Origin of the sequence: Bacteroides sp. An51A (assembly GCF_002161565.1) — a bacterium.
GTDB classification, from domain to species: Bacteria; Bacteroidota; Bacteroidia; order Bacteroidales; family Bacteroidaceae; genus Phocaeicola; species Phocaeicola intestinalis.
The window spans coordinates 90404-103976 of sequence record NZ_NFIC01000008.1; the positions used below are offsets into that span (position 1 = coordinate 90404).

Annotated in this window: 9 protein-coding genes; all 9 read left to right on the top strand. The window is 47.0% G+C overall.

The features are described from left to right. Positions 1-10 precede the first annotated feature (10 nt). Positions 11-2011, top strand: coding sequence for a fimbrillin family protein (locus B5G04_RS15665; protein ID WP_087397996.1), 2001 nt, complete (start codon positions 11-13; stop codon positions 2009-2011). A 9-nt stretch (positions 2012-2020) separates the two neighbouring features. Further along, positions 2021-3109 (top strand): BF2992 family fimbrillin-A clan protein, encoded by a 1089-nt coding sequence (locus tag B5G04_RS15670; RefSeq protein ID WP_158100119.1) that lies wholly within the window; start codon positions 2021-2023, stop codon positions 3107-3109. A 21-nt stretch (positions 3110-3130) separates the two neighbouring features. Continuing rightward, the gene (locus B5G04_RS15675) at positions 3131-4033 is read left to right on the top strand and encodes a DUF4906 domain-containing protein (RefSeq protein WP_087397998.1); all 903 of its coding nucleotides are present in this window, start codon (positions 3131-3133) and stop codon (positions 4031-4033) included. A 338-nt stretch (positions 4034-4371) separates the two neighbouring features. Continuing rightward, positions 4372-4953, top strand: a complete 582-nt coding sequence (locus B5G04_RS15680) for a LemA family protein (RefSeq protein WP_087210346.1) — start codon at positions 4372-4374, stop codon at positions 4951-4953. A gap of 9 nt (positions 4954-4962) precedes the next feature. Beyond that, complete coding sequence (locus B5G04_RS15685; protein ID WP_087397999.1) at positions 4963-5877, top strand: TPM domain-containing protein; 915 nt, start codon at positions 4963-4965, stop codon at positions 5875-5877. A 78-nt stretch (positions 5878-5955) separates the two neighbouring features. Beyond that, positions 5956-7032 carry a chorismate synthase gene (gene aroC / locus B5G04_RS15690; RefSeq protein WP_087398000.1) on the top strand — a complete coding sequence of 359 codons (1077 nt, stop codon included), beginning with the start codon at positions 5956-5958 and terminating at the stop codon, positions 7030-7032. A gap of 84 nt (positions 7033-7116) precedes the next feature. Beyond that, the gene (locus B5G04_RS15695; RefSeq protein WP_087210352.1) at positions 7117-8484 is read left to right on the top strand and encodes a dipeptidase; all 1368 of its coding nucleotides are present in this window, start codon (positions 7117-7119) and stop codon (positions 8482-8484) included. A gap of 326 nt (positions 8485-8810) precedes the next feature. Beyond that, the gene (locus B5G04_RS15700; protein ID WP_087398001.1) at positions 8811-10250 is read left to right on the top strand and encodes a calcineurin-like phosphoesterase family protein; all 1440 of its coding nucleotides are present in this window, start codon (positions 8811-8813) and stop codon (positions 10248-10250) included. Between the two features lie 54 nt (positions 10251-10304). Further along, complete coding sequence (locus B5G04_RS15705) at positions 10305-13568, top strand: TonB-dependent receptor (RefSeq protein ID WP_087398002.1); 3264 nt, start codon at positions 10305-10307, stop codon at positions 13566-13568. Positions 13569-13573 lie beyond the last annotated feature (5 nt).

Sequence of the window (13573 nt, forward strand, 5' to 3'; positions counted from 1 at the left end):
GGAACGATACATGATACTGAAACAATTGAAATACGGAGCAGGCATATTAGCCCTACTGGGTATCACAGCCTGTACGCACGAGGACGCAATTTCCGTCACTCCGTCAGAAGAGCAGGAAACCATACTTTCTGCCCGAAAAAGCCACATCATTACCCGTGCAGGTGATGAAGTGACCCAGTTTGAAGTAGGAACAAAATATTTGCTTTACGCTAACAGAGGAAACGAATGGCCCTTATATAATACGGAAGGGACAGAGCAAGCCAACAATACAATCGGTTACGGATCACCTCTTGTCTATGACGATACTCCAATTAGTATTTACGGGGTGACGTATGGCACAGCAGCCAGCAGCCCAAGCCAAGCGCCCGAAAATACCCCGCTTGACAATCCGATGATTGAAGAAGAAGTAACAGATAACAGCCTGCCCGACCTGATGTATTCCAATAATCTGACCAACCAAACTCTTGCCTCAAACGGCTATCGGCTGGAAATGGACTTCAAGCATGCCATGAGCAAAGTGAAATTCATGATTGTAAAACAGGATGAATCGGAAGATACAGATAAGAAATTGGAGGGCGTAACGCTAAAAGCCATAACGGTCAAGAGAACACACCAAAGCGGTACATTCGATATTGTAAAAGGAACATGGCATTATGACAATTCAGATGGATTCGGTGAACGAAACTATTTTAACGGAGACCAATCCATTACAACGTCCAACACTGAAGTACCAGGTGAACTGTTGCTTTTCCCCAATGCCGATAACGAAGAAGTTTCTATATCTGTTACCTTAGGAAATCTGGAGGGAGAAGATAAAGAGGTAGAGTACAAATTAAGAAAAGTCGATGAAGAAGGCAATGACGTCGGCGTATTCCAGTTTGAAGTTAACCATCAATATACCCTGCTCATCACCGTACTGAAAGACGAAGTGCGTACCATTGCCATAGCTCCGCAGGTGTATGACTGGATTGACAAGAACAGAGATGACAACTACTTGGGACAACCCGTTACCTTTGCCAACCTGATGTGGATGGATCGGAATTTAGGAGCAAAGAGTGCCGATTGCGAGAACGACTGGGAGGCGTGCCGGGGGTATTATTACCAGTATGCGAGGAATATACCTTATATATTAGATAAGGAGAAATATGATGCGGCACCTAATAAGATACCAGTGTATCCGTTTCTTTATACTTATAACCAATATGGGGAAAAAGTGTATAGTGTAGACGATGTACAGACAACGGTTCTGACATCCCAAACAATCAGAGGCAGAAAAAAAATAGCTGTCAATCCGGGAGAAGATGGAGAATATCGGTTTATTTCTGATGTAAATAATGGAGGATATTGGATGTTAGATGAAAATGGACAGGAAGAATCATTTATTAATGAATTTTGGACAAGCAGCGTAGAAAATCATCCTTGTCCCAAAGGGTGGCGGTTGCCTACGAAAGAAGATTTTGCCTCATTCATGCCAGATATAACCCTTAATGCACCATGGAGCAAAGGATTCAACAGCCGTATATATAATGGAGCGGTTTTAGGAATCCGTGAACAACTTGTTTATGGGGAAATAGGCGATGAAAAAGCGATGTATTTAATCAAACGTCAAGGACACCCTGATTGCTATCGCATACGAATTCTAATGAAGGAATCAAAAGAATCAGGGAAATGGTACTTTGAATTTGCCTATTTCTCTGGTGATCCTACCATGACATTTGAGGATTTGACTACAGAAGAAAAATTCCTGGAATCTATGACCAATCGTCGGTTTGACTGGTCTACACCTACGGCAATCATGGAAGTACCGGCATGCGGCTTCATCCATCCGTCTACCGAAAACAGATTAAATGGTGATGGTATCAATGCACTTCTTAGGGCAGACGAACCAAACGAGCAATATAATTGGATTTGTTACTTGCGAGACGATGCTTATCAATTCGGATTAATTAAAACCAGCCGCAAAGCCCTGGGCGACCAAATCCGTTGTGTACGTGATGTAACCGCAAAATAAAGAATGCGTATGAAGAGAACAATCATCATAGGAATCCTGACGGGAATGCTGATAGCTTGCAGCCCCGAAGAAAATACTCCTGTATCTGTACCCGATGGCAAGGTGCAGGTAGAGTTCCAATTGCCCGGTACTTATGGCATCGGTGTTTCCGGTGTGCAATCGAGGGCGGACAATCTACCCGATGCAGAAGAAGAGTGGCATGCTTTACCTCTGCCGGCCGAAGAAGAATTATTGCCCGTAGGCAGCACGTTGTGGCTTAGTTATGCTAAACGGAATGATGATGATGGAACTACTTACGGTACGCCCAACTTGCAGGGATATGTAGTGGGGACAACCACCGGAGGGTATAATACGCTTTATCCTTGTACGACCCAAGAAGTGAATGGCAAGCTCGAAATCAATGCGGAAGAAATAGGCGCGCCTCTCTACTTGGAAGCAGGCACATACAAGTTCAAGATGATTTCGCCGGCATATCCGGTTTCTACAGACCTGAAGATGAACATTGATAATGGCATGTATCTCTACTCTACTGACGGAAGGTACGAGGAAACATATTCCCAACCTATTCCCATCGAAGTAAATACATCGGGAGTGCAATACATTAAACTGAACCCCATCATCAGCCAAGTGGCACGCTTCACTTTTACTATCCATAAAGGTACAGGGGTCTACACCTTGGAACCGCTGGAAGCCGGCATTGAGATAAGCGGATTGCAGAATCCTTTCAATCACGGAGAAGAGGGGCAATTGCAATATAATTGGAGTTCGGAAAACATCGCTGACACATTGGTCATGCGCATGGGAGATAAACGTTCGTGGGTGACATTGCCTGGCTCAGAAATAGAGACGGAGACGGATGGAGCCTTAACCGGCGATATAGGCGTATTGCCTACGCTTACGATGTCTACCCCAGTCGCTGTATTGATAAACATGGCAGTCAACGGCGTGCCTACCCAATACATGACATTGGTGAACGAAACGCACCTGCTGCATGCCCGTTCGTATAATTTCGATTGGACGGTAAATGTAGAAGACGGACAAATCAGTGTGGTCACCTGGCAAAACCAGTCGTGGACTACCGATATAATAGGAAATTAAAAAAGCACAAAGCATACAAACATGAAAGATAAACTAACGAAATACATCCTGTTGTGCCTGTTAGTGTGTATAGGAACAGGATGCGAACAAACGGAAATGCCAAGTAATGCCAATATAGGGAAAGAGGTCAACGTCCGGTTCTCGCTTGGTATGCTTCCGGCAGAAGGAACGGACACCCGTGCGTCGGCTCCCCATTTGCCCGAAGTGGAAAACCTGATCTATGACATTTGGGTATTGCAGTTCAACGAGAACGGCATCTTGCTCGATACGGAAACAAAATATTATCCACGGGAAGGTGAATCGGGCTTGTATGTAGAAGACTTTGAAGCCACCCTGATAGCGGCACAAAACAGTACGGTTTGCTTAGTAGTCAACACCGATGACCCCACGATTTCCTGGCCGAACAACTTTCCCGCATTCCAACGGATGCTGCTGGATGTACAGGCAAGCAATGACCTTTCCCTGCGCGACCGTATGCCCATGTGTGGGTATTGGCAAGGCAATGTCACCGGAGACGGTCAGGTGCTTTCGGCATTGCTGTGCCGCATGATGACCCGCATCAATTTAGTGGTAAACAATCAGACCGATGCTGCATTGGCAGGCGGAACCGTCGCATTGGAAAATGTGCCTACAAGGGCATACGTTTATCCGCGTATCAATCAGGAAGCATTGCCCGATGACGCTTATACCAGTGAAGGTTTTAGCGACAGTTTTACAAGCATAGCCTCAGAAGCTTCGCAAGAATTTTACTATTACATCGCTCCCAACATCTGTTCGGGAGAAGACCATGCGACAAAAGTGACCGTAACTTCTGGGGATAAGACATGGAGTGTCACCTTAGGAACAAGCGCACCCGATGAGGCGGATCGTATTTACACATTGTATGCCAACAATTATTATACGTTTACGCTAAACCTAAAGTAATCAGCCAAACCCTCGTCAACTAAAAAGAAGAAACTAAAGATAAATCTCTATCGCGGGGAAGCGTCCCCGCACATTTTACTTAAATTAGTAATCCAAGAGCCGGTTCGCAGGGATGCGCGCCGGCTCTGCCTTTTATGTCTCATACGAAGCGAAAGACAAAAAGAGAATCAGAAGAAGCCGTTATCCATCTTGCGGGCTTGGTAGCTGAAACCAATGCCTTGATGAATAGCCATAGTTAGCCACGATGTACATGACAATTATCAGCGATTCATTGGCAATTATTGAAATTTTTCGTATGTTTGCCGAAAATATGAATCAAAAAACAAAAAATGCATCTTATGAAAAAAACGTGGATTATCGTAATCGTGATTCTTGTCGTACTGATAGGATACAGTGTTTCATCATACAACTCGATGGTGGCACAGGAAGAGGAAGTCGGGACGGCATGGAGCAACGTGGAAAATCAATACCAGCGGCGCTCTGACCTGATTCCTAACCTTGTAAGCACCGTCAAAGGATATGCCGCACATGAAAAAGAAACGTTTGATGCCGTAGTATCGGCACGTGCCAAAGCTACCCAAATGTCGGTTGACATCGATGACCTGACCCCTGAAAAGCTGGCTGCCTACCAACGTGCTCAAGGCGAGATAGGAAGTGCACTGGGACGCCTGCTTGCCGTAACTGAAAATTATCCCGAACTGAAGGCGAACGAAAACTTCCAGACCCTTCAGGCTCAATTAGAAGGTACAGAGAACCGTATCAGCGTAGAGCGGCGTAAATTCAACGAAACAGCCCGCAAATTCAATACTACCATACGCCGGTTTCCCAAGAACATCTTTGCCAGCATGTTCGGATTCGAGAAACGTCCTTATTTTGAAGCAGAAGAAGGGAGTGAGAAAGCGCCCGAAGTAAAGTTTTAATTTCTGCGTATGAAAAAACTGTTTCTGCTCGGTTTCCTGTTTCTGTCTTTTGCCTTGGCAGAAGCGCAAAGCCGCATCTACAAAGTAGAAGACATCCCTTTGGTGCATCTGAAAGACGCACGCCGCTACGTGAGCAACCCCGATGGTATCTTAAGCCCTGCTGTAGTAAGTGCCATCGACTCTACTCTTTATGCCCTTGAGCATGAAACAGGAATACAAACCCTTGTGGTAGCTGTAGGGCAAATAGAAGGAGGAGACTGCTTTGACTTTGCTTACCGGCTGGGACGGGAAAACGGGATAGGACAAAAAGAGACAGACAACGGGTTGGTCGTCCTGCTCGTTACAGGCGAACGATGCATACAGTTTGCCACAGGATACGGAATCGAAGGCGACCTGCCTGACGCCACATGTAAGCAAATACAGGTGCGTTACATGAATCCCTACTTCAAGGATGGCAACTGGGATGCAGGTATGCTGGCAGGCATCCATGCCATACGCGCCCAGCTGAACGGGACAGGCGAACCGCTTCAAGCTCCAGAAGACGATGATACTTTTCTTTTGTTCAGCATTTTCTTTTGCTGTTTTATCTTAGTACCTTTGTTCTTATGGCTGAATGCACGCCAGCGCAAACGCTGTCCGAAATGTCATAAACACACCCTCCGGCAAGTCTCTGTGCAGACCCTTTCGCGGACAGCAGGCTATCACACCGACGAAGTGACTTACGTATGCAGACATTGTGGAAACGTAGTGCGTAAACAGCGTCGTATACGTGATGACGATGATTTCCATCATCGTGGAGGAAATGGCTGGCCTTTTCTGGGTGGTCCGTTCTTCGGTGGAGGTGGACATAGCGGCGGAAACTTCGGCGGCGGAAGCTTTGGAGGTGGAGATTTCGGAGGTGGAGGAGCCGGAAGTAAATTCTGACATGAAAACCTAAGAACAGAAAAGAGACACAAGAGTTCACAGAAGCAGCCTCTAACGAACGAATAAACTTATCTACTTATGAGCAACATTTTTGGAAACATATTCAGACTGACCAGCTTTGGCGAATCGCACGGCAAAGCCATCGGTGGTGTCATTGACGGATTTCCCGCCGGTATTGCTATTGACGAAAACTTTGTGCAACAAGAATTAAACCGACGCCGACCGGGACAATCAACCATTACCACCGGCCGTAAAGAACCCGATGCCGTAGAGTTCCTTTCTGGTATTTACGAAGGTGTATCTACCGGGTGCCCCATCGGATTTGTCGTGTGGAACACCAACCAGCATTCTTCTGATTACGACAATATGAAGGACGTGTTCCGTCCTTCGCATGCCGACTTTACCTATTTCCAGAAGTACGGTGTGCGTGACCACCGTGGCGGAGGACGTTCTTCGGCACGTGAAACCATAGCACGGGTGGTAGCGGGAGCACTTGCTAAGCTAGCCCTTAAGGAAATAGGCATACGCATCACGGCATTCACCTCACAGGTAGGTGCATTGAAACTGAATGAAGACTATACGCACTACGACCTGAACCTTACTGAAAGTAATCCTGTACGGTGTCCCGACCCCAAGCTGGCACAACAGATGGAAGAACTTATTTTCCGTACGAAAGGAGAAGGTGATACACTGGGAGGCGTGGTGACCTGTGTTATCCAGGGATGTCCTGCCGGATTGGGTGAACCTGTATTCGGGAAACTCCATGCAGCCCTTGGCAGTGCAATGTTAAGTATCAATGCTGCCAAAGGTTTCGAATACGGACAAGGATTCAGCAATATGGAATGGAAAGGCAGCCAGCAAAATGACCTGTTTTACAACCAAGACGGACACATTGCCCTGCGTACCAACCGCTCGGGGGGCATCCAGGGAGGTATCAGCAACGGTGAAGATATTTATTTCCGCGTTGCATTCAAACCTGTAGCCACTGTTCTGATGGAACAACCTACAGTAGACAAGAACGGAAATGAAACCATACTGAAAGCCCGTGGGCGTCACGACCCTTGCGTCTTGCCCCGTGCCGTTCCCATAGTAGAAGCGATGGCGGCAATGACCCTGCTTGATTACTACTTACTGAACAAAACTACCCGATTATGATAAAACCTCCACAGACGGCACCGAAATCAAATAGGCTTGATGTTATTTTCAGCTGTGCCATCTGTGATGAAAATACGCACAACCATGGAAATCAAACAATACATTCAAGAAAACGAAAAACGGTTCCTCGATGAACTGTTCAGCCTGATACGCATCCCCAGCATCAGTGCCCTGCCGGAACACAAAAAAGACATGCTTGCCTGTGCCGAACGCTGGCGCCAGCTCCTCCTTGAAGCAGGAGCCGATAAGGCAATGATTATGCCTTCGGAAGGCAACCCGTTGGTATATGCCGAAAAATGCATTGACCCTCAGGCTCCTACAGTGCTTGTTTATGCACATTATGACGTAATGCCTGCCGAACCACTCGAGCTATGGCAAAGCCAACCGTTTGAACCAGAGATACGCGAAGGACGTATTTGGGCACGTGGTGCCGATGACGACAAAGGACAGGCAATGATTCAAGTAAAGGCTTTCGAGTACCTCGTACGCGAAGGGTTACTTCGTCACAATGTGAAATTTATCTTCGAAGGCGAAGAAGAAATTGGCTCGCCCAGCCTGAATGCTTTCCTCAACGAACACCGCGAATTGCTCCGTGCCGATGTTACCCTGGTGTCGGATACCAGTATGCTGGGTGCAGACACTCCTTCGCTCACAACCGGTCTTCGGGGACTTGCTTATTGGGAAATCGAAGTGACTGGTCCTAACCGCGACCTGCATTCGGGACATTTCGGCGGAGCGGTGGCAAACCCCATCAATGTGCTATGCAATCTTCTTTCACAGATAACCGATGATGACGGACACATTGCCATCCCGCATTTCTATGATGATGTAGAGCCTGTTCCGGAAGCCGAGCGTCAAATGATAGCCAGCATTCCTTTTGATGAAGAAGCCTACAAGGCAGCCATCGGTGTACGTGCACTGAAAGGTGAGAAAGGTTATTCCACCCTTGAGCGGAACAGTTGCCGCCCTTCGTTCGACATCTGTGGCATTTGGGGAGGTTATACCGGCGAAGGTTCGAAAACAGTTCTTCCATCAAAAGCATACGCTAAAGTGTCGTGCCGGCTTGTCCCTCACCAGAACCACGAAACCATCTCACGTCTATTTACCGACTACATCCATGCCATCGCCCCCGACTACGTACAGGTCAAAGTCACTCCGATGCATGGCGGCGAGGGTTATGTATGCCCTATCTCGCATCCAGCTTATCAGGCTGCCGAAAAAGGATTTACCCAGGCATTCGGTAAAAAGCCGCTGGCGGTACGACGTGGAGGGAGTATTCCCATTATCAGTGATTTCGAACGGATATTGGGTATCAAAACCATCTTGATGGGATTCGGGCTGGAAAGCGATGCCATCCATTCGCCCAACGAAAACTTCCGGCTTGACATCTTCCGCCGGGGTATTGAAGCTGTAGTAGGATTTCACTTGGAACTGCATCTCCAGAACATCTGACTACCAAGAAACAGTTTTGAATTTCTCTAAAAAGTTTTTTGGGCTTGATGGTTAAAAAGCTCCCTCGAACGAACATAAGTGATCGACCTGATTTACTTATGTGAAACGCCCGACTTACTTATGTGAAACGGTTCACTCACTTATGTTCATCAAAATGCATACTTGAATCCTTGTCATGGGTTCAGGTATGCATTTTTTGTTTGTATTGGTTTTGTCTTTGTTCTCACATAGTAATGTCATTAAGGTGTAACTGATTTGAAATGCCACAGGTTTACTTTTGCTTTCGTAAACAAAACTAGATTAAATTTATAAAATCAAAAGTAAAGATGGATGGTAAATCTTTAATTATTAGTGCTTTCTTTTGTGGTATGTGCCTGGCTTCAGGTGCTCAGGAAGCAATGTTGCGTTTCAATGGGAAGGTGACAGACCAAAGCGGTAAGGGAATACCTGGTGTGGTGGTAAATGACGGTGTGCATTTTACCAAGACAGACAAGCTGGGAGCATGGGCATTGAATTCGGATACGACAATCAGTAAATTTGTAGCAATATCTACTCCGGCTGCGTATGTTTTGCCACAGCAGGACGGGTTGGCTACAGGACATTATATTGCGGTACGTGACTTGGCTCAAGCAGGCGGAAAGTATGATTTCGTATTGGAGAAGCGGAAGCAAGCAGACGGACGTTTCCATTATATAGCCATATCGGATCCTCAGGTAAAAAATGAAAAACAACTGAAACGCTGGCGTCAGGAAACGGTACCCGATTTGAAAGAAGTTATCGATTCTTTAAAGCAGACGCGTGAAGTGGTTGCCATGACCTTGGGCGATTTGGTGTGGGACAACATGCCTTTGTTCGATGAATATCAAGAGTCGGTAAAAAATACCGGTGCTGTTTTCTTCCAATGCATCGGAAACCACGATTTCGATAAGCAATACCAAGACCTTCACAATATGGCGATGGGCACTCCGGTATACGGTGAAAGGATATACGGAAGCTATTTCGGTCCCACCGATTATTCGTTTAATATCGGTAAGGCGCACATTGTAACGATGAAAGACATCAACTATGTGGGCGGGAAGAATTATGTAGAAAGCCTTACAGGGCAGCAGTTGGAATGGCTGAAGAAGGATTTAAGTTATGTGCCGAAAGGAAGTCTGGTTATCTTGAACCTGCATGCGCCGGTATGGAATAAAGTGTCGCCGGGCGGAAATGTCCGTAACGCAGACGCTCTGAAAGAGGTGCTGAAAGATTATAAGGTGCATGTGTTTTCCGGTCATACGCATTTTTTCCAAAACAACGAAGTGACGCCTACGCTTTACGAGCACAATATCGGCGCAGCCTGTGGCGGCTGGTGGGCTGGCTGGGTAAACCAGTGTGGTGCGCCCAATGGCTATATGGTAGTAGATGTAGATGTAGATGGCGATAATGTGAAATGGCATTACAAGGCAACGCGCCGCGATTTCGCTTATCAGTTCCGTATATATAATAAAGGAGAGTTTACGGCTCAAAGCAGTTTTGTGGTAGCCAATGTCTGGGACTGGGACAGTGCTTGCCGTGTGGTATGGTATCAGGATGGCAAGCCGATGGGGGATATGGAACAGTTTGTCGGTTCGGATGAAGAGCGTGCTTCACAACTGAAAGACCGCAGCCAGGCTGAACCTACGGCTCACCTGTTCCGTGCCATGCCTTCCGATGGTGCCAGACAAATCAAAATAGAGTTTACCAACCGTTTCGGCGAAGTCTATACACAGACTATCAGCCTGTGACATCCTTGAAGGCTGTTATTTTTCGTGTAAATACACATTCTTAACCAATAAATAATGAGAACATTACAATCTGTAGTTTTGTTCCTGATATTGGTCTTGGCGGGAAGCAATGTGACGCTTTCTGCACAGAACCGGACCATATCGGGAAAAGTGTTGGATGCAAACGATGAACCTCTTATTGGGGTGACGGTTGCGGTTGAAAGTTCTACTATCGGAGCGATAACCGATGTGGATGGTACATTTTCGATTCAGGTGCCACAAGGAAAGGTCACTTTGAATGTATCGTATGTAGGTTTTGCCGCACAAAAAGTGACGGTGGCACCCAATCAGAAAAGTGTTACGGTGCATCTGAGTGAGGATGCGGTTTTGTTGAATGAGACCGTGGTTGTGGGATATGGCAAGCAGAAGAAAGTAAATCTTACGGGAGCTGTATCTACGGTGAACGGAGATGAACTGGAACACCGCGTGACGACTTCGCTCAGCAATATGCTGCAAGGTACGGTGGCTGGTTTGAACGTAACCACTTCTTCGGGCGTACCGGGAAGCTCGGCTACTATCAATGTGCGTGGTGTGACTTCTATCAACGATGCCGAACCGCTGGTGTTGATAGACGGTGCGGTAGGCGAGATAGACCGTATCAATCCCAACGATGTAGAATCAATCTCCGTAATTAAAGACGCATCGGCTGCCGCTATTTACGGTGCACGTGCAGCCTTTGGTGTGATTTTGGTGACTACCAAGTCCGGAGCTGCTAAAGACGGGAAAGCTACGGTGCATTATAGCGGCCGTTTCGGCTGGCAGGCACCTACCACTTCTACCGACTACGAAACGACCGGTTATTGGTCGGTATATACTATCAACAAGTTCTGGCAAGCCAATTCGGGTACATTGTATGTCGATTATACAGACCAGGACATGCAGGAGTTGCTGAACCGTGTGAACGACAAGACCGAGAACCCCGACCGCCCGTGGGTGGTAGAAGACGTACGTAACGGACGCCGCCAGTGGGTATATTATGGAAACCACGACTGGTGGCACGAATTGTACCGCGATAATCGTCCGATGCAGCAGCACAACCTTTCTGTCAGCGGCGGAAAAGACGATATCAAGTATTATTTGTCTGGTTCATTCGACAAGCAGACCGGTATCTTGCGTGAAAACCCGGATGTGTACCGGAAATACAACTTACGCTCGAAGATTGACTTCCGGATTAATAAGTGGTTTACGATGTCGAACAATACGTCGTTCTACAGTTCGCAATACAGCTACTTGGGCGATGGCAGTGTAGAAAATACCTTGGCATACAGTGCCCGCCACGCTTTGGCTTGTTTCCCGCAGAAGAATCCCGATGGTTCGTGGTTGTATAGTACACCTTATCTGAATTATAAGGTGGCAAATGGCCGTCATATTCTGTTGGGCGAAGATTCACACCGCAATGTAGAGCGTGGTACAGACTTTTCGAATACAACCCGTTTGGTTTATTCTCCGATAAAAGAACTGAGCTTTACGGGCGACTTCACATACCGTTTGTATCAGACACGCAATACAAGCCGTTCCAATCCGATGTATTACCGTGAATATCCCGATGGCGAACTGCTTTCGTATGCTACCGGTGCCGGTGCCAACCGTTTGGATGAATCGGTGAATACGAGCAATTATTATTCGACGAACATCTTCGGTAATTATACCGATACGTTCAACGATGCGCATCATTTGACCGTAGTAGCCGGTATGAACTACGAAGCATGGAAGAGCAAAAACATTTCGGCATACGGTGAAAACCTGGTATCTGCTGACCTGGACGATTTGGACTTGGTAGGTCAGAATGCCGAGGGTGCTACCATTACCGGTGTAGGCGGCGGACAGAACGAGTACGCTTTGTTAGGTATCTTCGGCCGTATCAACTACGATTACAAGAGCCGTTACCTGTTCGAAGTGAGCGGGCGTTACGACGGTACTTCCCGTTTTGCGAAAGGCAACCGCTGGGGATTCTTTCCTTCGGCTTCTGTAGGATGGCGCATTTCGGAAGAGCCTTTCTTCCTGCCTGCACGCCGTTTGGTTGACAACTTGAAAATCAGGGCTTCTTTCGGTAGCCTGGGCAATCAGAATGTGTCTTCTTATTACACCTTCGCGCGTCTGGTATCTATCGCCAATCTGAATTATACGTTTGGTGAAGGAAGCGTATTGCCCAAATATTCTACGTTGGGTGCTCCGATTGCTTCGGACATGACATGGGAAACCGCCCAACAATGGGACTTCGGTTTCGACTTGACGATGCTGGGCAACCGCTTGAACTTGACGGTAGACGGTTATATACGTGATACCCGCGATATGTTGACCGACGGTGTGGAACTGCCTTCTGTATATGGAGCGAGTATGCCGGAGATGAATGCTGCCGACTTGCGTACGAAAGGATACGAAATCACCTTGAACTGGCATGACCAGTTGACGCTGGGAGGCAAACCGTTTGAGTACAGCATCGGGGTTAACCTGAGTGACTACAAGAGCATTGTTACGAAATATGATAATCAGGACAAGACTTTTGCCCGAGACTTTTATGAAGGTATGGAAATCGGTGAAATCTGGGGATTCGTGACCGACGGGCTTTTCCAAACCGATGAAGAAGCACAGGCATACGCCGACCAAGTAGACTTGACTTATGTATTGAATGGACAAACCGGAGGCTGGCAGGCAGGCGACGTGAAGTTTGTCGATTTGAATGGTGACAATAAGGTAAATATCGGAAGCAATAATGTGAATGCTCCGGGCGACCGTAAGATACTCGGTAATTCGTTGCCTTCGCTTTCTTACGGTATTACGGCAAGCGTGCGTTGGAACGGCATTGATGTATCGGCATTCTTCCAGGGGACAGGTAACCATTATTGGTATCCCGACGGAGAATCCATGCCTTTCTGGGGGGCTTACTCTTATCCGTACTTGTCTTTCTTGCAGAAAGATTTCTTGAAAGACGTATGGTCCACAGATAATACAGATGCTTATTTCCCGCGTGCAATGGCTTATTCGGCATCAGGCGGTGTGCTGAGCAATGTAAACGACCGTTATTTGCAGAATATACGTTACCTGCGTTTCAAGAATCTGACTGTAGGGTATACCTTGCCGCAACAGTGGACGCAGAAAGCCGGCATAGAGTCAGTACGCGTATATTTTACGGGTGAAAACCTCTGCTATTGGTCTCCGTTGAAGAAACATTCGAAGTATGTCGACCCTGAAGGTGCTATCGACCGGAGCGGAGCTTACAACAATGCATTCTATCCGTGGCAGAAGTCATTCCTGTTCGGTATCGATGTCACTTTCTAACATGA

What these genes read in the sequence shown, in the direction of transcription:
- B5G04_RS15665 (WP_087397996.1), top strand. Translation starts at nt 11, where the DNA reads ATGATACTGAAACAATTGAAATACGGAGCAGGCATATTAGCCCTACTG.
- B5G04_RS15670 (WP_158100119.1), top strand. Translation starts at nt 2,021, where the DNA reads ATGAAGAGAACAATCATCATAGGAATCCTGACGGGAATGCTGATAGCT.
- B5G04_RS15675 (WP_087397998.1), top strand. Translation starts at nt 3,131, where the DNA reads ATGAAAGATAAACTAACGAAATACATCCTGTTGTGCCTGTTAGTGTGT.
- B5G04_RS15680 (WP_087210346.1), top strand. Translation starts at nt 4,372, where the DNA reads ATGAAAAAAACGTGGATTATCGTAATCGTGATTCTTGTCGTACTGATA.
- B5G04_RS15685 (WP_087397999.1), top strand. Translation starts at nt 4,963, where the DNA reads ATGAAAAAACTGTTTCTGCTCGGTTTCCTGTTTCTGTCTTTTGCCTTG.
- aroC (WP_087398000.1), top strand. Translation starts at nt 5,956, where the DNA reads ATGAGCAACATTTTTGGAAACATATTCAGACTGACCAGCTTTGGCGAA.
- B5G04_RS15695 (WP_087210352.1), top strand. Translation starts at nt 7,117, where the DNA reads ATGGAAATCAAACAATACATTCAAGAAAACGAAAAACGGTTCCTCGAT.
- B5G04_RS15700 (WP_087398001.1), top strand. Translation starts at nt 8,811, where the DNA reads ATGGATGGTAAATCTTTAATTATTAGTGCTTTCTTTTGTGGTATGTGC.
- B5G04_RS15705 (WP_087398002.1), top strand. Translation starts at nt 10,305, where the DNA reads ATGAGAACATTACAATCTGTAGTTTTGTTCCTGATATTGGTCTTGGCG.